General features: G+C 47.3%; 13 protein-coding genes. 4 read left to right on the top strand and 9 right to left on the bottom strand.

The features are described from left to right. Positions 1-21: 21 nt before the first annotated feature. From E6W40_RS03770 to E6W40_RS03740, 7 genes are all read right to left on the bottom strand, one after another. The gene (locus tag E6W40_RS03770; RefSeq protein ID WP_246072847.1) at positions 22-1,434 is read right to left on the bottom strand and encodes an ABC transporter substrate-binding protein; all 1,413 of its coding nucleotides are present in this window, start codon (positions 1,432-1,434) and stop codon (positions 22-24) included. A 138-nt stretch (positions 1,435-1,572) separates the two neighbouring features. After that, entirely contained in the window at positions 1,573-6,237 is a 4,665-nt protein-coding gene (locus E6W40_RS03765) for a DUF2252 family protein (protein ID WP_136604258.1), read from the bottom strand. 219 nt (positions 6,238-6,456) lie between these two features. After that, positions 6,457-6,732, bottom strand: a complete 276-nt coding sequence (locus E6W40_RS03760; protein WP_136604257.1) for a barstar family protein — start codon at positions 6,730-6,732, stop codon at positions 6,457-6,459. A 20-nt stretch (positions 6,733-6,752) separates the two neighbouring features. Beyond that, positions 6,753-7,163, bottom strand: a complete 411-nt coding sequence (locus E6W40_RS03755) for a ribonuclease domain-containing protein (RefSeq protein ID WP_136604256.1) — start codon at positions 7,161-7,163, stop codon at positions 6,753-6,755. A gap of 186 nt (positions 7,164-7,349) precedes the next feature. Further along, positions 7,350-9,041 carry a type 2 periplasmic-binding domain-containing protein gene (locus E6W40_RS03750; protein WP_136604255.1) on the bottom strand — a complete coding sequence of 564 codons (1,692 nt, stop codon included), beginning with the start codon at positions 9,039-9,041 and terminating at the stop codon, positions 7,350-7,352. Positions 9,042-9,149: 108 nt separating this feature from the next. Next, positions 9,150-10,757, bottom strand: a complete 1,608-nt coding sequence (locus tag E6W40_RS03745) for a response regulator transcription factor (protein ID WP_136604254.1) — start codon at positions 10,755-10,757, stop codon at positions 9,150-9,152. Further along, positions 10,748-12,574: a sensor histidine kinase gene (locus tag E6W40_RS03740; protein ID WP_246072845.1), complete on the bottom strand. Its 1,827-nt coding sequence runs from the start codon at positions 12,572-12,574 to the stop codon at positions 10,748-10,750. The genes E6W40_RS03745 and E6W40_RS03740 overlap by 10 nt, the downstream gene beginning before the upstream one ends. Positions 12,575-12,811: 237 nt before the next feature. Here E6W40_RS03740 and E6W40_RS03735 point away from each other — a divergent pair, with 237 nt between their 5' ends. The 4 genes from E6W40_RS03735 (at position 12,812) to E6W40_RS03720 (ending at position 18,170) form a co-directional block, all read left to right on the top strand. Next, positions 12,812-13,669 carry an ABC transporter permease gene (locus tag E6W40_RS03735; protein WP_246073050.1) on the top strand — a complete coding sequence of 286 codons (858 nt, stop codon included), beginning with the start codon at positions 12,812-12,814 and terminating at the stop codon, positions 13,667-13,669. Positions 13,670-13,754: 85 nt separating this feature from the next. After that, positions 13,755-14,627, top strand: a complete 873-nt coding sequence (locus E6W40_RS03730; protein WP_136604253.1) for a carbohydrate ABC transporter permease — start codon at positions 13,755-13,757, stop codon at positions 14,625-14,627. A gap of 549 nt (positions 14,628-15,176) precedes the next feature. Beyond that, complete coding sequence (locus tag E6W40_RS03725; protein WP_136604252.1) at positions 15,177-16,736, top strand: IS1182 family transposase; 1,560 nt, start codon at positions 15,177-15,179, stop codon at positions 16,734-16,736. Positions 16,737-16,949: 213 nt separating this feature from the next. Next, positions 16,950-18,170, top strand: a complete 1,221-nt coding sequence (locus tag E6W40_RS03720) for an acyltransferase (protein WP_136604251.1) — start codon at positions 16,950-16,952, stop codon at positions 18,168-18,170. 299 nt (positions 18,171-18,469) lie between these two features. Here the strand turns inward: E6W40_RS03720 and E6W40_RS03715 are convergent, their stop codons facing one another. Further along, entirely contained in the window at positions 18,470-18,886 is a 417-nt protein-coding gene (locus E6W40_RS03715) for a hypothetical protein (protein WP_136604250.1), read from the bottom strand. 123 nt (positions 18,887-19,009) lie between these two features. Continuing rightward, complete coding sequence (locus E6W40_RS03710) at positions 19,010-23,512, bottom strand: S-layer homology domain-containing protein (RefSeq protein ID WP_168928820.1); 4,503 nt, start codon at positions 23,510-23,512, stop codon at positions 19,010-19,012. Between the last annotated feature and the right edge of the window lie 5 nt (positions 23,513-23,517).

Genomic DNA, 23,517 nt, shown 5'->3' with positions numbered 1-23,517 from the left:
CTCTCTTTTTAAAAAAGATGATTACTTTTTGTTCGCATCCTCAATAGCCTTTGCTTCTTTAAGCACATCAGCCGGTGCTTTCTTGCCAGTGACTACCGATTGCACGCCTGCACGGAGTGTCGAGAATGTCTCTGGTGATACCATCGTATCGATTGGATTGTTTACGGAAGTAGCGTTTGCAGCCATCGCAAAACCATCCGTCGCCGTTTGGTTTGCACCTTTAATTTCAACACCGGCAGCAGCAGGAGTACCACCGTTAGCAATTGCGATTTTTTCAATAACTGCTGGAGAAGTCATGTTTTTCAGAAGCTCAATAGCAGTATCTTTCTTGTCAGCATTGTCAAAAGTGGATTTGGAAAGATAGAAGCCACTTCCGAAACCACCGATAACATCTTTACCTGTACCCACACCGCCAGGCATTGCAGGGAAAGGAAGAACTGTTGTGTTATCGATTACTGCAGCATCTTTCCAGTTCCCCATTGCCCAAGAACCTTCCAGAATCATTGCAGCTTTTCCTTCACCAAAATAGTTGGATGCCATGCTCAGATCAATCGTTGCAGCATCTTTAGGGAATGCGCCAAGATCATACAGCTCCTTCATAGCAGCGTAGCCCTTTTCCCAGTTTGGATCGATTCCATCAGCCAATCCGGCGTTATGGCCTTTGTCACCTGCAGCAGAAAGTATGAAGTGCTCAATCACATAGTGAGATTGGTCGAATGGTGCAGCCAAAGGAATGATACCTTTTTTGGACAAGGTTTGAACCGCAGTTTTCATCTTATCCCAATCTGTAGGGAGCTCAAGGTTGTTGTCAGCAAAGATTTTTTTGTTGACGAATAATCCTTCGTAAAAACCAGTCAAAGGTGCGGCATAGATATTGCCGTCTTTCTGTCTGGTGTTTTCAAGAGCAGCCGGAGCAAATCCCGCTTTCCAATCCGCATTAGCATCCAGGATATCGTTCAATGGAACGACTTTGCCTGCATCAACAAAGCCTTGTGCATCAGCACCGACAAAGTAGAACAGCAGGTCTGGCTCATTGCCGGATGTCATATCTGTGTTTACTTTCGTTCTGAAACCGTCATCATTTGCTGACATAGTGTCATTATTAATCTTCACGTTAGGATTTTTAGCCGTAAACTCATCCAGTGCAGCCTGGAAAGCTTCGCGGGCGGAGTCTGTGCCGCCGAACGTGGAGAACACGCGAAGGGATACGTCTTTTTTCGGAGCTTCTGTTTCTTTTGGTGTTTCTGTTTCTGTTTTTGGTGTTTCCGGTGCTGCATTCTTGTCCTCTGTTTTACTACCGCAAGCGGCCAGGAACATCGTGAATACAACCAGCATGCTTAGAAGAAGTAAAGATGACTTTTTCACTTGTAAATCCCCCTTAAATGGTTTTATTGTGATTTGTTTCGTCTTCTGCTGTCTGTTCTTATCATACATTAGTTGGAATTTATGTAAGGGGATACATTCCTCTAAATGACGGGGAAATATTCACAATCTAGCCTGAAGGGTAGAAGAACCATATAAAAAAACACCCTCGAAATGAGGGTGTTAACTAGGATCCATGCATAAAAATGATTAGTTCAAAAACTCGATAAACTGCAGCAGCTGCTTAACCATAACCGCGGCTTGCGCCCTTGTAACAGGGGCATCCGGAGTGAAGCTGCCGTCAGGATTCCCTTTGATAATTCCGGACTCGCGGCAGGCTTCTACCGCAGCCTGCGCATAACCGCTGATCCGATTAGAATCCGTGAACAATTGAGCCGTACCGGAATTATGGGAGGCATCAAGCGGCTTTCCTGCCAGTTCGGCTGCCTTAACGATCATCACTGCCATTTGTTCACGGGTAACCGCTTCGCCCGGTTTAAAGTCCCCCTCGGGGAAGCCGGTAATGATGCCAGCTTTGTGCGCAGCATCAACCGAACCCGCGTACCAGGCCGCTCCAGGTACATCGATGAAGCTTGCCGATGTAAGATTCTCTTTGAGCGCAAACGCTTTGCTGAGCAGCGCCGTGAACTCTGCTCTGGTCAACGTTTTATCAGGTGAGAACGTCTGAGCTGCTGTACCTTGTACGATGCGTTTTCCCGCAAGCAGTTCAATTTCACCTTTCGCCCAATGCTTGGAAATATCAGTAAATGTTTGCGGTTTGGCATATGCCACCATGTAAACACTGTTGCTCATGCTATACACCGTTGCTTTTCCATTCACGAAGGTTGCCGGAATCATGGATAACGTTCCATCTGCATTGACTCTCAAGGCAACGAGTTCATTCACATTTTTCTGCGATGTGTAGGGAATTATCTTGGCAACATAATGCTTGCCAAAATCGTTTATATCTATCTGCTTCCCATTCACTTCTGCCTGAATTCTAAACTCGATTGGAGTACTTATTCCTTCCAGATCAGCGGCTCTCAGACTCGCTTGAAGAGCGGTTTCCTTTTGCCTGCTTAATTGACTGATCTGAATGCTTAAGGTGCTTGCTGATGTGGGAACTCCTAAACTTTTAGCGATACTTTCAAAATCGATCGCCTGGATTGGCAGGCTGTAGCTGGCCACATCGGTGTTCATGGTAAGCATCAGATCCGGCATCAGCTTGAAAGCTTCCTGCAGCTTACTTAGCGGAATCTGCAAGGTCAAATCCTTAGCCTCATGATCTGTCACGTTGAAGATCAGACGATGCTCCTTTGGACTGCCCGCTTGCATTTCTGACCATGCTGCTTGGAACTTACTGGCGTCAATTACAGCCGTATAGCTCTTAGCCTCCTGGTTACCAGCACCTGGTTGGGTTACAGTGCCTGTACCGGAGTTACCGTTACTTCCACCACTTCCATTATTCCCGGTATTACCACTACCGTTACCGTTATTACCTCCGCTGTTTCCGTCGTTACCACCGCCAGTGTTACCACCATTGTCACCGTTGCCGTCATTGCCGCCGGTGTTTGAATCCTGCTTTTGAACCCGGACGGTATATGTTTTACTGGTTGTTCCATCCTGAGCGGTCACAATTACAGCGATCACATTAGCACCCGGATGGAGTGCAATTGATTTCGATGTACCTGTGCTATAGGTTTCTCCATTGATTGACATGGATGCCTTACGATCCAGGGAAGCAGCTTTCACATCAATAGATGACATATCACTGCTTACCGATGCGGTGTAGTTAAGCTTACCCTCGTCGAATACCGGCGATAAAGCTGCTCCGCTGAGTGTCAAATCGTTCAAATCGGCCACATCAATTAGTTTTCCTCCGATCAAATCAGGCTTCATCAGCGCATAATCAGATTTGACCTGTTGATAGTAATCTTCGCCAAGATTGAGGAGTTTCGTTTGGAATTGATCCCACACTTCACTGCTGCCATATATTTGATCGATCACGCTCTTTTCAAATGTGTCGCCTGGATATTCCGATGAGCGTGCATGTGCATAAGCATAGGCTTTAGCAGCGTAGCTTACATAATCCGCAAGGTTTTCCTTGGTCTTAAATGTCCCTCCGGATGCATCCTCATAGTCACCTTTGTAGAGCGATATTTTATGAACAAAGAAAGACCGTGTATTGCTGTCAAAATAACCAAGGAAATTTTCTGCATCCAGCGATAATTTTTCATAAGCCGTTTTAACTCTGGCCCCGTCTCCTCCCGGGAAAGTATCATAAGGGGTCGTTTGCGCGCCTTCCGGGTTCTCAAACATATCGGGCTTAAATGCTTGTTTGACATCTAAAATAATATCATCATCATGGCTCGCCGTAGGGCCTTCAATCAGCACATTGTATCTTTGGGAGCCGATGCTCCCCAGACCTTGATAGATGCGAACCGCGACATCCTTTATTGCAAAATAATCGGCATTTTCCGCAAGCTTGGCACGGACAAAATCTGGAGATAACGTGTCCACATACTTATGCCAATTCTGTTCTACCTCTGCCCTTTCAGCCGCCGCAGGCTGGCGGTACTTGTCCGGTTTGCCTGCAACGTTCAGAACGCCGGTAGAATGCTTTCCGTCTGCTGTTGGTACGGTCCACTTGATTAAATGATCGAGCTGTGTCTTCTTCGCCAGCTTGGTCATGATCGTTTTCGTGAAGCCGTCGCTTACGTTCATCATATCTAATTTTGATGTCCCTGTATTCTTGTTGTTATTGCCTATTAAAGATTGAAGCGACAGCATATATTGGTTCAGCATATTCTTAGCCATATTTCTAATTTCCGCATCCGAAACGCCGGAAAGCCCCTCAGAATCGCGGGTCAAATACAGACTTGATGTCATTCGAAGCAGATCCAAATAAAATGGTGCTGTATATGCCCCGTCGAAGTCATTCAAATCAAAAATAATGTTACCGGCCTTATCATCGTAAAAGCCCACATTGGCGATATGTGCATCCCCTTCAATCCATGTATTCACATTAGTGAATTTCTTCCAGCTCCCTGGCAGTGGAATGACAGTGCCCAAATCCTGATACATCAAATACGGGGCCCCGCGGTAAAAAGCAGCCGACGTAGCCGCCATCCCGGTCGTTCCATATTTATAACTCTTGGCATCCGGATCGTTATAATATGAGTTTCCTTCTTTGAGGCGCTCTGCCAATTCAGCCTTGCGTGCTACGTCAGCCTGAACAGGCGTTTTATACCGATCCAGCGCGGCTCCCTCGATAGGATCGGAGTCAAGAGCCCCTTCGGAGACAACAGAGGAAGCTTTCAATGTAACAGTCAGCGGAATAGCTTGGTCAACTGGCGAGATCGTTGTTCCACTTATTGAAAAAGTGATCTGGTTAGCTGAAGCATCACCCGATGCTTGAACAGATAATCCATTTGGAAGACCCGTCATTGAATAATCGGCTTCTGCTAAAGGTCCATCTTTGACAGCTCCTGCCTTTACATGGATTAAGAACGATCCCGCAGCCTTCGTTGGTTCCGTCATGGCTAGCGTGCTTGAGATGACCTCTCCTGTAATTTTAGGTGTGTTGTTTTGTAGGGTGATACCCTTTACCGTGCGGGAGTCGTTATAGGCTCCAGCCGTAATGGCAGATTTCCGGATGATGACACTGAGCTCCTGATTCGCTGTAACGTCGGCTACCGCAGTACCCCCAATCGTGAAGATAATCTTTCGATTTAGCGGATCGGCTTCTGCCTGAACTACGGTCATGCCATCCGGCAAACCGCTTACTTCATAGTCTTCCGGATTCAACGCTCCCGATTTCACCGTACCGGTTGTCATGAATACGGCAAATTGATTATCTGATGAACTGATTTCCCGCAACGAGGACATTTTAAGAACATGGTTTTCGCTGTCAGCTTTTACCGAAAGCGGCGTTAAAGACATAGCATTATTAGGGGCAAAGGTTCCCAAAGTCGCTATATCAAAATCAGCTTTGTTATCGCGGGTATTCCACCCATTTCCAAACAGTTCAGCATCACTGCCGATAGTACTTGGCACCCCTGTTACAAGGATCGGGTCTTCCGCTTTGCGGACAAGAGTCTTTTGTGCCGAAGGGGTCGGTGCCGCCCCTGAACCGTAAAAGCTTTGCGCTCCTCCATACCCGACAAAGTCAACAATTGAGGGAGCGGCCGGTTTTGCCGGATTGACCGTGGTTAAAGCCGTTGAATCCGATACCAAGGCCACTTTTCCGTCTTTGTTGTCCATGTCGATGTTCCCTGTATCATCCGGCGCGGGCAGTTCCGGACCCTGAAGCGAAGCTTTCCCGGCCTCTTGAATCAAATAATACCCCTTCGCGGGAATCGTCCCGTGAAGCGGCGTTACCTGCCATGAAGTGCTGTCCGTTTTGGCCGAACTTACGGCATATTGAACGGACCAGCCTGACATACTTACGTCTGTATCCGCCGGATTATATAGCTCCACAAAATCGTATTTGTAGAGAGCATCCTCGTTTTGGCTGCCCCCGCCGAAGATTTTACTGATGACGACGGGCTTGTTTGATTCAGACACCTCATTGCTCTCAAAGGTAGCTAACAAATCGGCCTCTTCTGCGGCCACCGCTGGGACTTCAGGGCTCTCCGGAATTTCAATGCTGCCTGCGTTATCATCGTTCTCTTCCATATCTTTAGGATCGCCAGTTTGTTCCGGCAACTCAGCCGGATCGGCGTTACCGTTCTCTTGAGCCGTATCGCTTTCCTCTGCATGAGCTGTATAGCCGCCCCAATCTAGGCTCGTTGCAGCCGGTTGAAGCAAAAGCGCAGCCATCAATGCGATCGTTATTTTTTTGAACCAAGGGTCCTTGCGGTTAAAGGTTGACATTCAAATCCTCCAATGGATGTAGTTATTCCAATTTTATGTTCATTATGTAATCGGAGGATTTACGGAATGTTAATTTTATGAATAATGCAAAAAGCATGGTTCACGGATGACGTGACCATGCTCATTGCCAAGGTGGTATTTCAAGCCGAATATTCATTGAATCGGTGAATTCAAATCGAAATGTAATTTTTCTCGTCAGCTCCTAGCTTGTGCTTTTCTTTATAGTTCGAGCTGTAAGTAAAAACCTTCGATTTCTTCTTCAGCATCACGAAAAAGCTGCAGTAAAAGCTGGCTGTATTCCCCAAGCTTCTCTTCACTTTCCTGATAATGCAGCCAACGAATCATAAGCGGCATTTCAACCCACCCCGTCAGACAATCCCATAAGGCGTCTAAATTGTTGCCGTAATAGTCGGGCAGCTGCAGAGCTTCCTTTAAGACGGCATGCAGTTGATCTCTATTATCCACTTTTCCGCCATCTAATATGATATTGCGCATTTTCTGATCCCTCCAATGTTTCACTTTATAGGTTCAAACGTCTCGTAGTGGTTTTCCGTCTTGTATATTAAACCATCATTGGAAAACAGGATTCGGTCCTTTCCCCGATGGCCGGATGTGTAATGAATATCGGCTTCGTACCATATCCTCCCCTTTTTATAGGGTAATTTTTTTTCGCGATTTTGGAAGACATCGCCGCCGATGCTTTTGCCGGGCGCAACATCTTGCAGGTTTCCACCCTGAGGATCCCAGCCGAGCTTTCTCGCTTCGGCTTTCGTAATAAAATTATCCGGCAATTGTTGATGAGCCTTGATATAGCTTGCTACCCCTTCAAACGTGGTTAAGCCTTCTGGTTGTGACTGTTCCTCATTTAATCCACAGCCGACCAAAAGCAATATACTACTTAACAATACAAACAATACAGACTTCATGACTTTCAAAACGTTTCATCCTCACTTCTTTATTTATGGGTCACCTGATATGGGGACAATAAATAAGCCGCCTCATAAGGGCGGCTTATTTACGTTATTATAACATAAGTTAATTGCTCTTTCTGCCTTCTTCGCGGTGTTAACACGAAGAATGATCCATCGATTTCCCCTGAAATAGATATATATTTATTTGGAAACGGACTTAAACCATTCGTTAACTTCCTTCGTTACTTGATCGCCGCCATTCGCCTTCCAGCTTGCGACGAAATCGTCAAATGCGCTTACCGGCAATTTGCCATAAATGATTTTGTTGAAGGTTTCAAGCTCGGACTGACGGAGCAGGTTCCACTTTGAAATCATGGTTGGTGTAGCTGCACCTGTAAAGTAGTTTTGCTTGCGGACATCAATTTGTGACATTACCACTTTGGCTGCATACCAGTTTTCCGGTTTACGGAATTGGGCCTGCTGCTTCTCATATGGCGTTTCCGGCTTCGCGCCGTCAGCCAGTTTAACAAGTGTATTCATATACAGATTCGGAATGCGAGCCGGCCCTGTAATGAATGGGAACTTATCGAAGAAATCTTTGATCTTATCTTTGTCGCTTGTTGGTTGTCCGTCAACCTCATCCCAATCATAGCCTTTGGCAAAGCCATATTCGTACGGGCTGCCCACAGCAGGATTCGCCAGATTATCAAGCAGATAGTTGTAATACAGAATAATGGCTTCCGGATGCTTGGCATCCTTGTTGATCATGAAGCTGCTGTTCACGCCTGAGTTCTGCCATTTCGTACCGATCAGACCATCTGGACCTGCCGGAACCGGATATGCTTTATATTTCGATCCAGGTACATTTTTGAGCAGATCAGGAGCTGGCCAGTCCGGAACCCAGTTGGCGCCTGGCAGAACACCAGCATCGCCTTTAGTCCAGAGCTCAGCCGATTTACCTTCATCCCACAGCGCAGAATCCGGATGGATATAGCCCTTCTCCATCCATTCTTGGAGCTTGGCCAGTGCCTGTTTGGCGCCAGGATTTACAGATCCGTATTCAAGGTTGCCGCTGGCATCCTTATTCCACTGCTCTTCTACAGATCCATAGGCCCCAAACAGCCAATCCAGTCCGCCCATCCATGTATTGGTATTACTCTTCAGGGAAATTGCGAGCGGATAAACTTGTTTCGGAGTCAGTCCGTCCGGGTTCTGATTTTTAAATTTATCCATAATGTTTTCGAGATCGGCAATCGTTTTTGGTGCTTCAAGCTTCAGCTTTTCCATCCAATCTTCCCGAAGCCACAAAACCGTGTCATCATTGTCGGTATATTCCATAATCGGAAGATTCCATTTCTTGCCGTCCTTTGTGAACGGATACCAAAGTTCAGGATTCTGCTCCGCATGGTCTTGCCACACTTTGTTCGCGTACTTCTTAAATAAGTCATCGATCGGCATGAACTGGCCGGAATCAATTAATTGATTGGTCAGCACCGCATCCGTTGGAACCATAACGAAATCGGGCAGCTTTTCACCGGATGTCAGCGCGAGTTGAAGCTGCTGCTTATACTGGTCACTGCCTGCCGGATACCATGTATCCTTGTGTTTGATGCCTAGCGTCTCAAGCATCCAACGATCATGCACGTTGTTCTCTTTCGTTTCGCCTTTCGTATAATCCCTCGGCATAATGACCGAACTGATTTCGATCGGCGGATCATATTTGCCGTTTTTGAATGCTTCATCTGCTTCGGACACTGTTTCGGTTTTTGTTTCTGAAGTTTTAGTGGAATCCGCATCGGTGGCAGTACTGCTGCTGCCTGAATTGCTGCTGCATGCTGACATAAACAGCATCATTGCAACAAGCGGCATCCATAGCTTCCTCATTTTCCCCATATTGATTTACCCCCTACGTTGTAAGATTGTTACAAGAGTTACTTTACCAACGGGCCTGGGAGGTCATCTATATGAATTTGTTAGTTTCCATAGGACTCTGTCATGTTGTTATTTTCCTTCCCGGTATTCTTGCGGGGTAACCCCGAACTGCCGCTTGAATACCTTGATGAAATACGCCGGATCCAAATAACCGATCTCCGAGCTGATCTCGTACACTCTTTTCTCTGTCTTCTTCAGCATATCGCAGGCTGTCTCCATCCGTAGGCGGAATACATAATCACTGACTCCTTCGCCTGTTTCAATCTTATACAGCTTGGATAGATGCGTCGGATGCAAATTGACATGATCAGCCAAAGCGCGAAGCGAAACATCAAGATGCAAATTCCCCTCGATATAGGCCTGAATTTTTTTGACATATAAGGATCTCATATCTTTCACTTCGTTGGATGTACCATCTCTCAGCTTATGTAAACATCCGAGCGACCAGCTCCGCAGCTTGCTGATGGAGGCAAAAGCTTCAGGGCTCTGAAGCAGGGTAATATCCTCTCCCAGTAAACCGGCAAGCGTGTGTCCATTGCGATGGGCAAAATGGGCGAACGAGGCAGCGATCATATACCCCGCTTCCAGACAATGCTCCCAAGAGTCATACCACTTCTCATCCAGCTCGGCGAAGATCGCATTCAGCTTCTCTTCCGCCGTATCCCAGCGTCCCGCCTCAAGCAGGTTTTTGAGCCCAGGAGGAGCATGAATAACATCAAGAGGTCCTTGAGATACCCGCTGATCCAGATCGCCTGCCCGAATGACAAATTCGCGTTCTTCTCCGACAATCTGCCGAAAATAAGCCAATGCATGACTGTAACGATCCGAAAGCAGATCAGGAAATTGAAAAAATTCCGTCATGACGATCGATAGCGATCCGTCCAGAAACTGCTTCACTTTCGCTTGCAGCTGCATTGCTAATCTCTCAAGCAGGGTCTCTTTGATGGTGGAGGGATCCTCTTCTCGGAACTGAAGCAGAAACGCCAGATATCCATGCTCCTCCTTAACCCCCCAAACGTTAGCGAATTCCCCGAGTATTTCCTCCGCCATGTTAATGATCGCATATTCCATCAATTGCAGTCCGTTATTGCGGTACTTCCCGAATTCATCCTCCATGCGAACAAGCAGCAGTGCGCATTCCCCGAGACGGAAAGGCAAATGATAGTTTTCAAGCTTCCGTGTCCATTCCTCACTCGTCAACGACTCACCGCGCAGTCCATTCAGGAGCAGCTGGCCCCGCAAAAGCGGGAAATTTTCCCGAAGTGTAAATTCAGTCCGCTCATAAGAACTGACACTTTCCCATTCGGCTTTCATCTGATCTATCGCTGTCTTTACCGCTCCCAGCAACTCATTGTCGGTCGGCGGTTTCAACAAGTAATCGACCGCATGATGCCGTAGTGCTTCCTTGGTGTATTCAAAGTCGGAATGCCCGGACAGGATAATGCATTTTATTTTATTGTCTCGTTCACGAATTTTTCCAATCAGTTCAATTCCCGTCATTTCCGGCATAATGACATCAGAGATGATCAGATCAATCGGATGCGTTTCTAAAATTCGCAGTGCTTCCTGTGCGGAATATGCTTTATGAACCTGCTCGATACCAAGCGTATGCCAAGGCTTCGTTGCAGATAGGTTATCCACCCAATGGGCTTCATCATCAACAATGATCATTTGCATGTGTGCTGATCCCCTTTTTGAATATTAGGTTCGTCTTGCTCTTCTACCGAAGCAGTTACCCAAACGATTTCCGTGCGAAATCCACCCAGATCCGATTTTCGGAAAATCATTGACGATTGCTCCCCAAATTGATGAATAATGCGTTGATTCGTATTCCAGAAACCGTAGCCCATATCTTCCTGAATGGGTCCCCGCATTTTATGGTTAAGCGTATCCAGCTGCTCCTCAGTCATTCCCGGTCCATCATCATCCACACAAAGCCTGCAGAAACCGTCCGACATCTCGCCTTTGATCCGGATTTCCCCCGAGCTATAGGTTTTTCCAACCCCGTGTATGACGGCATTTTCCACAATCGGCTGCAGCATTAACCGCGGTACCTCCTGCTTCAGCATCTCCTCCGGAATGTCGATATGATAATGAATTCTGCCGTTGCGAAGCTTCTGTATATCCAAATAATTAATAATCAATTGGACTTCATCGCTAAGCAATGCCAACGGCCTCTCCATGCGTGTAATATAACGGTAATATGCACTCAGGTTGTAGCCCATGGATACGACGGCCTCCTCATCCTTCAACTGAGCCATGTTAATCATGTAACCAATACAGTTATACAAAAAATGCGGGTTAATCTGGGCCTGTAATTGCTTTAATGTGGCTTCCCGCGTACGAAGTTGCTCATACAGCACATTTTCGATTAAGTGTTGGATTTGACTGGACATATCATTGAACCTGTAGAACAGGAACGAAAACTCATTGTTGACGTTGGAGTCAATTCTTACGGAAAAATCCCCCTTTTGCACGCTTTGAAGCCCGCGTATCAGCTTGCGGATAGGACGCTGTACATTTCGGTACAACAGTATAGATGCAGAAATGCCGACGACAAAGAGCAGCACCATCGTTAGATAAAATAAGTTACGGCTGAATGATATCGGTCCCAATATCTGATCTAGCGGAACAATATCCACCAAATACCAATCCAGATAGAGAGATTTCACTGCACTGATCAGGTAGCTCTTGTTGTTCAGGGTAATGACTTGCTGGGATGTATCCTCCAGCTTATTTTTTTGCAAATACCGGACAAGCTCATTAGTCAGCTGCTCGCTTGCCGTGCGGTTCAGGATCGGTGTTTCTCCCTTGTGATAAAATATCGGATTGCCTTGTCCGCCTGCCTTATACGTGTCCAGCAAGTTCTGGATATTCTCATGCCCAAATGTGGCTTGCACGACCAAATTGCTCCCTTTCAATGAGACCTGCTGCCCAATCGAATCCGTGTAAAACCAGTGAAACGTCGGCTTCTCCCCACTAAAAAGGCTCTTCCCGTCACCGTAATTCCATTTTCCCGTCATGTTTCTTCGCAGGTATTCCTCATCATAATCCGCCATCGTACTTGCATTCGTTATCGCCTCTTGATTCAGCTGTGAGTAGACGGTGAACTTCACTGGCCAGATGTTCGTAATCCCAGACTGCAGCATCATTTTTTCCTGTATGACATATCTCGTCTGCATCCGGTCATAACGGTCATCCCATATGTTTAAGCCATTAAATTTGCGCACATTCGGATCCTTGGAGAACGTGAGCACGAAATCCATGGTTTGATTGATCCGGGAGTCGATCTGGCTGGATAGAAAAGAAAGCTGCTTGATATTCGATGCTTTCAGTTCTTTATCGATTACGTTAAACGCAATGCTGTTCGAGTAAGCAAACATGGCGATCATCGGAATGAACAACATCAGGATCAAAATGTTCATTTTCTTGGACAAGCTGAACTTCGCACCTATTCTTTTTCTAAATATGCTAATACCATGTCCTAGCTTCATTTGCGTTCCCCCCGGGGCAATATGCCTAACAAAACCCTATCGATCCTAACAATGTCTTATAGTTCAATGATGATCCGCGTTGCTATGATATAGATCAGAACTTCACCTCATACAATCGAGATTTTTATGGAACGGGAGAGAGCTATGGAACAAATGATGAGTCCGGAAGTAAACCTCAAGACTAAGCGGATAGCGAAAAAGAAAAAGAGAAGCCGTGTGCCCTGGATCCTGCATCTGATGGTACTGCCGGCTGCGCTGTTGGTCTTCGTTTTTTCCTATGTACCCATGTCCGGCATTATTATGGCATTTCAGGATTATAAGGCTCCGCTCGGCATTACCGGATCCCCGTTTGTCGGCCTTAAACATTTTCAGTACATGTTCGAGAATGATTATTTTATGAAAATTACCTGGAATACCGTCCTGTTCGCTTGTTCCAAAATTGTGCTGAATTTAATTATCCCTTTCACATTCGCCTTGCTCTTAAACGAGGTCAGACACATGGGGTACAAAAGATCCATCCAGACCCTCGTATACCTGCCTCACTTTCTTTCATGGGTAACTCTCGGGGGAATCCTGATCGATTTGCTCGCCCAGACCGGTATCGTGAACCAATTTCTAACGTATTTGTTTGGCATCAAACCGATCTTCTTCCTGGGTGATGGTACCTGGTTCCGGCTTACCATCATTTTCAGCGATGTCTGGAAGGAATTTGGTTTTAACACCATCATCTTCCTCGCCGCGCTCGCCGGTATTAATCCTTCGCTGTACGAAGCAGCCGAAGTCGACGGGGCAAGCCGAATCAAGCAAACGATGTATATTACGATTCCTTCGCTTGTGCCGATTCTCATCGTGGTCGCCACACTGGCACTGGGCAATGTGCTTAACGCGAATTTTGACCAAATCTTCAACCTGTACAGCCCGATGATTTATCAGCAAGGTGACATCATCGATACCTTCGTATACCGGGAAGGACTTCTGAGTGGACAATTCAGCTTCGCGACAGCTGTCAGCTTGTTCAAATCCGTAATCAGCTTAATCCTGATCGTTATCTCTTACCGTCTGGCGTACAGATTCGCAGGCTACCGGATTTTCTAGTAACGATTAGATAGAAATAGACTTTGGCGGATGCTGCCGACCGCCGGGATGGCGCATCCGTTTTACTTGAAAGGATGACTGGATTATGTATCACAAAACGCTGCCTTACCGGATATTTAGCATATTTAATTACGTCCTGCTCGCGGTCATCTCCATCGCCTGCCTGCTGCCGCTTTTCCATTTGTTGATGGTTTCCCTGAGCTCGACAGCTTCTGCCAATGCCGGTCTGGTTACATTCTGGCCCATCGGCTTTACGGTTGAGGCATATACCAAGACATTTAATAACATCAACTTTTTGACTTCGCTATGGGTATCTGTTAAACGGACCGTCATCGGAACAGCACTGGGCTTGCTCGTGAACGCTCTGGCCGCATATGCCCTTTCGAAGGATAATCATGTGTTCCGCGGAAGGAACTCCTATCTCTGGTATTTCGTCATCACCATGCTGTTCAGCGGCGGTCTCATTCCGAGCTATATCTTAATTTTGAAGCTTGGTCTCATGAACCATCTGCTCGCGCTCATCCTTCCAGGTCTGGTAGCCGTGTACAATCTGATTTTGCTGTTGAATTTCTTCCGTACCGTGCCCAAAGAGCTTGAAGAAGCCGCCTTTATCGACGGTGCAGGTTATCTCCGGAGCTTTGTATCCATCTTTTTGCCGGTATCCATGCCTGTTATTGCGACTATTGCTTTGTTTACCATGGTGGGGCACTGGAACTCGTATTTCGATGGACTGATTTATATTAAAAATGCCGAGAATCTCCCGCTTGCCAGCCTGATGCAAACCATTATTGTACAGGGGAACACCACGAGCTTCGATCCGGCTGTCATCGCCAACATGTCACAACGGACGCTTCGCGCCTCACAAATTTTCATTGGTGCGCTACCCATCCTTATCGCATATCCTTTCCTGCAGCGGTTTTTCGTGAAAGGTATTGTCATTGGAGCAGTTAAGGAATAATTGCCGGATCCCTGTAATGGAGGCTGTCCTTTGAACCAAGGGGCAACCTCTTCCTTGGTTATCAGCATATAAATGCGCTGCTTTCATTGTATCGAAACGTTTCAATTTATTTTCAATATAGATTATAAATACTATATGTAACCGCTGTCAAACGTATTTTTTGTTGAGCTGATGGTTATTTAACCATGTAATTAGATCATATCGAAACGTTCCACTTTTTGACAAATTCATTCAAGGAGGCTGTCCCAAAAGCCATGAAATGGCTGCTTGGGACAGCCTTGTTTTTTACGTAGGATATACTTAGACTTTTTGGGTGGACGCTGCGCGAACGGACCATTGTTCCAATCGCTGTGCTCTCCGGATTTTTTTTCATTCCCCTTAGCGGTGAAAATCCCGAGATCAAGGCGAACGCTGCCGCTTTTCCACAATCCGTCCGTCCTCTCCGCTGTTTATGCGGGGAATGGATCTTCAATCTTAAAAAAACAAAAAAAGAAACCTTTCTTTTGGTAAAATGGAAGTGTGACCAACCATTTCAAAGGAGAGGTTTCTTTGTACATTCAATATACCATGGACCAACTTTGTTTGCCAATGGATCTGGAAGAAGATATTCCAGAAAACCACCTCGTTCGTGTCGTGAATGCTGCCGTCAATCGATTGGACGACGCCATTTTTGACGCTGCCTATCCCGGCGGCGGCCGTGACAGTTACCATCCCAAAATGCTCACCAAAGTCATCATCTACACCTACACACAGCGCATCTATTCCTCAAGACAAATCGCCAAAGCCATCCGGGAACACATCCCCTTTATGTGGCTAGCCGGACGGCAACGTCCGGATTTCCGCACGCTTAACCGCTTCCGTTCTGAGCGGATGAAAGACGTCCTCGAAACCGTGTTCTCCGCCGTACTTCAATTTCTTGCAGATGAAAAGTACATCTCCTTGGAACATTATTTCGTAGATGGTACCAAGATTGAGGCCAATGCCAATCGTTACACCTTCGTCTGGGGTAAAGCGGTCAGCAAACACAAGACCAAACTGCAAGAGAAGGTACATGCACTTTTCTCCACCATCGAAGCCGCAAAGCATCAGGAAGAGCGCGAGCATCACGGCAAAGACCTGACCGAACTCGGTGAGGCTTCCGAGTTAGATAGCAGCAAGCTCGAACAAGTCACGCAGCAACTGGAAGCTCAGCTGCTGAAACATCCCAAGGATAACCCCTTAAAGAAAGCCGTTCGGAAGCTTCGGAAGGACTTGCTTCCAAGACTTGTGAAGTACGAACATTACCAAAAGTTGCTTGGAAATCGAAACAGCTTCAGCAAAACCGACACGGACGCCACCTTCATGCGGATGAAAGAAGACCACATGCGAAATGGACAGTTAAAACCGGGATACAATGTGCAGATTGGCACGGAAAATCAGTTCATTTTAGCCTACAGTGTCCACCAAAAACCCACGGATACCCGTTGTTTAGAGCCTCATCTGGAAATAGCACGGCGGATCTTGGGGCAACATCCACAGACAATCATTGCAGATGCAGGCTATGGAAGTGAAGAGAACTATGCCTATCTGGAAAAGGAAGAGATCACAGCAGTCGTTAAATACGGCAGTTACCATAAAGAAAAGAGCAAAGCGTGGAAAGCAGATGTGAGTAAAATCGAGAATTGGACGTACAACGCAGCCGAGGATAACTGGACGTGCCCCGCCGCGCAAACACTGCATTTCCACAGAGAAAGCAAGGAAACACTAGAAAGTGGATATGAGATTCGCAGGCGTCATTACCGAAGTCAAAGCTGTGAAGGCTGCCCGCTGAAAGATCGGTGCACAAAAGCAGCAGGGAACCGGGAAGTAGCGGTAAGTCTGGAAAGGCTGCGATACCAAAGTCAGGCCCGGGACCTCCTCCGAAGTGAGGAAGGCTATGCCCTGGCCGTACGGCGAATGATTGAGCCGGAGAGTGTGTTTGGCCAACTGAAAAACAACCGGGGCTTCCGGCGGTTTCTGCTTCGCGGCATGGAAAATGTGACGCTTGAGGTCGGTTGGCTTTCCCTTGCTCACAATATGCTGAAGCAAGCCGGAGTAGAGGAAAAGCGCAAAGGAGCGATTCTCCAATAACGGGAGAATCGCTCCTTTGTTGAGACCTTTTCGGATCCTAAATTAACAAGGGGCTGTATCTGTCGTGGGAAATCCACTTATGAGACAGCCCTTTTGGTTCGTGCCGACTATCATTTTGAAACATGCCTTTATTCTCCATTTCGCATTTAATGTTACTTTAATGTTAAATTGGTATACTTGCGCCTAACTGCAACTGAAGGAGGATTCTATTTCATGGGCAAACCGCGTATTGCAGAGTGGACCCAGCTCCGAGGGCTCGCTTTCCTAGCGATCGTGATGCAGCACTCCATCGCTGAGTATATTTACAGGGCTGATATTGAACCGGCCGACTCCATCATACTGACGATGATTTATCATTTGACCCGTTTTGGCACCCCGACATTCGTTTTTTTGTCCGCTGTATTAATGTTCTATAACCATGGCGGAAAACTTCATTATTGGCGATTCATCCGCAAACGATTTGAAGACGTCTACGTCCCTTTTCTGATATGGACCGTTGTGTATTGGCTGTATGTCCGGGTGTTTACACCCGCTTTCTGGCAAAATGGCTGGCAGGATTGGTGCAGCTTGCTCCGGGAGTTTTTCGTCCCCCAAACCGGTTATCAGCTGTGGTTCATTATCATGATTATTCAGTTTTATATTTTCTTCCCCGTGATGGCTGCCCTGTACAGATTCGTACGCGCACGGCTTGAACCGCTGCATGAACGAAGCCGGGACAGGTATGCGTTTGCGATCATCGCCAGTGCGGGCTTGTTTTATATAGCACTTCTCTATCTTTCCTATCATGTCATGGGCTCCTGGACCGCAAAGCTCGGCAGTCCCTGGACGGAATTGATTCAATACCGCAGCTATTCGTTTGTAATGTACGGATTCTATTTTGTAATCGGGGCTGTTTGTGCTGCCGATACGGACAAATGGCGGATGTGGTGTACGCGGCTGCTGCCCTGGAGCGGATTGGTTTTCCTGGGGATGTACTTCCGTCTAGGATATGACGTTATTCGGGGTTCAGGAGAAGTCGTCAATTTGAATATATCCACTTATCTTAAGCCTTCGACATTCTTGATCATTGTGGCGCAATTGCTGCTGTTATACGGTCTTCTGATCATAATGCAAGGACGCAGCCAAGTGTTTTTGCGATTGCTTGCATGGATAGGGAAATATTCCTTCGGCGGTTATCTTGTCCATGCTCTGCTGATTTATGTGATTGCCTACTTTACCCGGCCTATGATACTTGGAGGCAGACATGTATCCTATACGCTGCTCACCTTTATGCTGACGGTTGTGGCTGCGCTTGGAGTAAGTTATGCATTGTCCCGATTGCCCGGGTCGAGGTGGACGGTCGGGAATCGCAGACGTAAGCAACAGGTTTCCTTGGAAGAGATGGATTACAGGGGGAAAGAGGCGGTTTGGCTGAATGCCGATATGCGGAGGTAGACGGGTTGCCAGTAGCAGATTACTAATCGCTGACAAAAAATGCTCCTGCGGCGGACTTGCCTCCACGGGAGCATTTTATATATATTTTTACCCCTCCCCTTCTCCTCCGTTCCTTTTCGGGACAGTTGTTGGGATGTCCCTCGAAAAGAGCTAGTGAGGATGTAAAGTTTGTGAAACCGGATCAGAAAGTGGACGATACCAAAGAAAAATATATTGAACCCAAACGAAAGTATCATTAAAGAACAACAACAAAACCCACAGAAGATGCTTTTCTCGCGGGTTTTCCATCACATGGGATATCAGAATACAATCTCTTTGAGCGCTTCGAAAAAGGCGGCCTGGGCGCTAACTCCCAGATTGCGGATGTTGCGGAATTGGATGACCTTCAGATTCAGAAAATCCGATACCGTCTCGCACTCGCATCTTTTCAAAGCTTTTGCGATCCTGTTATTGATGACCGCGTTGGTCGGATCTCCATACATGGTCATCAGATCCTGGATCTTGAGCGACTGCATGTCTTCCTTTACCTTGACGAACATTCGGATGGGAAAGTAAAAATACTTCGGATTCCCGATCCAGCTCCACTGATCGTTTGAATAGATCTGAACGTTTCCCAGCGCTCTTTCCAGCTTGAATTTTAAATCCGTATCCTGAACATGATCCAGGTTATCCAACAGCTCCTGCACATGCGTTTCGGTTAAATAGAGATGAATCAATGTTGAAAACTCCTTTTTTGCATAGAATCTAAAACTCCAGCCAACTTATGGAATAAATATCCCCTCGGTGCCTCGTACCCGAGGGGATGCTTCCTCTTCTTATGATTTAAGCTTCATGTACGATTAACTTTTGTTGATGAACTCAATGTATACCAGCATGTTCTTCACAAATACCGCCGCTTCCGCGCGGGTGGCCTGCTTGGACGGCTGGAACGCGCTGTCCATCACCTTAGCCGTCAGTCCGAGCTCGGCTGTCATCGCAGCCGCGTTCTTGCTCCAGCTGCTGATCTTTGAAGCATCGCTGAACTGGTTCAGGATTTCTCCCTCATGGCCGGATACATCCTTGCTCTTGCCCGCAAACTGAATCGCGTTCGCAACCATCACGGCCATTTGTTCCCGTGTCACGTTGGCGTTCGGCTGGAAGGAACCATTGTCATATCCGCTGACCAGTCCCGCTTTGACCGAAGATCCGACATAACCGTCGAACCAGTTTCCGGATTTCACGTCGCTGAAACGTCCGTTCGAAGCTTCCGGCTTCAGGCCGAGGGCTTCGACGAGAATTTTGGAGAACTGGGCGCGGGTCAGCTTCGCATCCGGATCAAACTCGCTGTCCGTCATGCCCTTAATGAGACCCTTCGAGCTCAAGCTTTCGATGTCGTGCTTCGCCCAATGTCCTCCCAGATCGCTAAAGGTTTTACCTGCTTCCACGATCACGTACTGGCTACTGCCATTCTGCTTGATCTCGACCTTGGTTTTGCCGTTGGCATCCGTGGTGAATACGGATGGTATAAAAGCAAACTCCCCGGTTTTGGCGTCATATGATACGGCTGTCGCTTTGGACGGCTCGACCATTTGGTCCAGCGTGATGGTGCTGGTCGCATATATTTTGCCAAAGCTGTCCACCGGTACGGATCTTGCGCCCGAACCTACGGAAATGCCGATCTCAAACGGGCTTCCCACCGGATTCAGACCCTTTTGCTTCGCTTTTCCCACGATCCCGGACAGGCTTGCGCTGCTCTTCTCGATCTTCGCATAGACGGATGTTACATTGTTAAAGGCAATGGCGCTGACCGGCAGCTGAAGCGATGAACCCTCCGACGTAATCGAGATGATCGCGTTCGGGAGCTGCTGCGCCGCCGTGACCAGCGAGCTTGCGGGAAGCTCCAAATTCACGGATTTGTTGTCTGTCATTTGCACCGGGATTTGAATCATGGATGCCTGGGAAGTACTGCTTCCAAGCTTTTCGATAGCCCGGTCCAGATCCGCATTGTTCACTTTGAGCTCTTCGTTGGTCACACCATTGTCACCTTTGACGATGGACACCTGAACAGGCTCCACCTTAACAAGATTGACGTCCTGGCTGCTGTTTGAGCCAGTGTTGCCGGTGCTTCCAGTACTGCCTGTACTGACTGTGCTGCCCTTACCGGAAATGCTGCCGTTACTCGAACTGTTGCCACTACCTGGCGACGGATTGTTTGGCGTCGTGCCTGGCGACGGATTGCTTGGTGGCGTGCCTGGCGACGGATTGCTTGGTGGCGTGCCTGGCGACGGATTGTTTGGTGGCGTTGTGCCTGTCGACGGATTGCTTGGTGGCGTGCCTGGCGACGGATTGTTTGGTGTCGTTGTGCCTGTCGACGGATTGCTTGGTGGCGTTGTGCCTGTCGACGGATTGCTTGGTGTTGGTGTTACTTGATCGTTCACCGGCATCTTCTCGCTACCCGAAATGTTCAGCTCGGCAATGGCTAACGCCGTATCACCGTGCAGAATGCTCAAAGACTCGAATTTCACGTATCTTGCCTTCACCGGCTTATCCAGCGAGATGTTGTTGTAGTTATTCCCCCTTGCCGCCGGATTCGGCATCGTGCCGTTCGAAATCACCTTGCTCCAGTTCTTTCCGTCGGAACTGGCATAGAAGTTAAACGTCTTAACCATGCCTGCATCATATTGATCCTGTGGTCTCGCGACGTAAGAGAAGCCTTGCACGTAGAATTCCTTTTTCATATCGATCGTCACGGACTTGTTACCGACTGGCTTTAGCGATTCGAAGAAGGTGCCTGTATTCCTATCGAACGCGTTTTTAAGTGGGTATGCGCCTTGGGCTGCAGGATCCGATGTATACGTCCATTCTGATGAGAAAATATCCTTGTTTTTACCCGAAATCATGTACTTATCGCTCGCCGGTGAAGCCACCGCTTTGCCGTCATAAGCGATTACTTGATACTCATAAATATTATCCGGTGCTGCCGTCGTATCCAGATACTCATTACCGTAGGTAATTCCCAGCAATTTTCCATCCCGGTAAATTTCATAACAAAGCACAGTATCACTCGGTTCATTGATCTCCAATTTAAGTTGTAATCCGGTTTGAAACCGGCCAATAGATGCAATCGTTGGCTTGGTATTATTCTTGAACGATCCTGTCTTTGCGGATTTGTCGGTAATCAGCCAGGTTTTGTCCTTGAGGACAGGCAGTCCTTTAACTAACTCCTGTACCTTAGGAAGATCCATATTTCCAAACCCATAATGTTTAAAATGCGGCGTAAGGTCTACCTGGGCCACCTGGCTCATCGCAATTGCCATCCGCTGCCATTGATTTTGGGTCCCCTTGAAATAACCCTCATTTGATTTCTCTCGCAAGAAACGATTGACCTTAGGATAAAAATCATTCAAACCATATTTATACTCTAATTGGTTCAAAGACGCCGTTTGCTCAAACACGCTGAATCCCTGTTCTTTTCCTTCGTTAAAATTCTGGATCGTTTTCCAGCGATTCTCTGATGTGATTCTTGATGTAATACCGAATTCACGCTGCATTCGCAAGGAATACAAGTTGTTCGTCATTTCTGCGATTTCGATATTGTGATTATCATACATATGGCCCCATTCATGGGCCACGCCCCAGCCCCCTCCAGGACCGCTGACGGAAATAACCTCACTTGCAAGGCCTCCTGCGCGCGGATCGTTATCCGGATCACCGTATGCGTTATATCCCGTAATTCCTCTCCCTGCCCAAGCATAAGGTCCAGCCGTAAATACTCTGGACATCAATCTGCTTAGTCCTGGCCGGTGGAGCGGATTCGGATCATTTTCATACAGACCGGAGTACTCATTCATGACCTTCACGAACCGTTCCCAGTTATCCATGGAATCTTTAACCGTAAGACCTTTTTTCTGCTGTTGATTCAAAGTGGCCAATGCACCTCGAGCACTTGTCGTCACAGTAGCATGATCGGAAACGAACTCCGCCAAGTTGTAGTATTTCGGATTGGCGATTGTGGTTACTTTATCATAATCGAAATACGTATCATTGTTCTCGACATTGCTTACATATGCGGTCAATTCCTTCAAGAATTCGTTTGGATCGGTCTTGCCGTGAATATACAATGGAAACTTCGTTCCTCCGACAAGACGGAATTTCGGCGCATAAGCTTGCTGGTCCGGATAAGCGGGGTTGTCCAAATAAATGGCCGCAGGCCGCATTTTTCCGAATTCCTGCTTAATGGCCAGTGGAGGCGCTTTAATGATGTTCGTTCCTGGCTTCAACGCATACGATCTGGAAATTTCACTCGCATCCGGATTGGTTAGCGCCTGGAAGAATACCAGCTTCGGCATGATGCCTTGCGTGTCTGCGTCCAGATAAACCGTGATGGTTTCTCCCGGTAATACATAATAACCTGTGGAAGAAAGAGAGGTTCTTCCATCCATTTGCGTCCTGTCTGCTTCCTTTCCGCTGTTTCCTTTTTGCTCACCGGTAAATACGCGATTCGAGAACTTATTCGGGTCATTAACCAATGAAAGAGCATCGTTCAACAGCGGTATGTATGTGTTCTTGCTTGGATGATTCGCCGCCATGCTTTTGACTTGTTCAACCGCAGCTTTGCTATTATAGGGCGGACTCAGTTTGGTATAGGTTTTGTCAGTGAACATCTTGTCAAACTCAACCATGAACGGGTCGGGTTTGTAGAAGGACAGTTCTGCAAGGGATGCCCAGTCTTCCTTCGCTTCCACGAATTCAAAACGGAATGTGCGGATTTTCGTATCCGGAAAATCGATTCTCGTCAGTACCGTTGAACCGGATTTAAAATATCCTGTCGTCAAGAGTTTCATATCCTTGTCGCTCTCCTGATCGCTGTAGTACAAGTTGTATTTCAACGGAAACCCTTTGCCGGGCGATCCCGCTTGTCTTGGCAGAAATTCAATATGCGACAATTCGTATGCATCATCAAACGTCACCGTGAGGTTGTTTTTAAAATCGGACTTGTTGTTTTTCCCCGCCTCCCAATGCGTCTGGGGATTACCGTCTAAAGCGAAGGAAGGAGCGCTGTTGCCGTACTGGCCGCCGTTCGCGACGATGCTTTTAATTTGATCGCGGGATATTTTAAATACATCATCGTAGGTTGCGGCTACCTTTTCCGTTAAAGTTGCGAGCTCAGGCGCTTCAGCCGTTAACGATGCCCGAGGGGCATCCGTCGTTTCCAGAGATTTTTCGGCAGACGCTGCTGCGGTCGATGGTGCAGTCGATGCGGCGTTTGCAGGGACCGGCTGCAAGGATAGGCAAGGAACAAGAATGGCTACCGCGCTTGCGGTGCTGATCATTTTTTTGATGTTTCGCTTGGATGCAGACATGTAAT

Origin of the sequence: Paenibacillus dokdonensis, from assembly GCF_004916975.1 — a bacterium.
GTDB classification, from domain to species: Bacteria; Bacillota; Bacilli; order Paenibacillales; family Paenibacillaceae; genus Paenibacillus_AQ; species Paenibacillus_AQ dokdonensis.
This window is presented reverse-complemented; position numbering and strand designations above follow the sequence as displayed.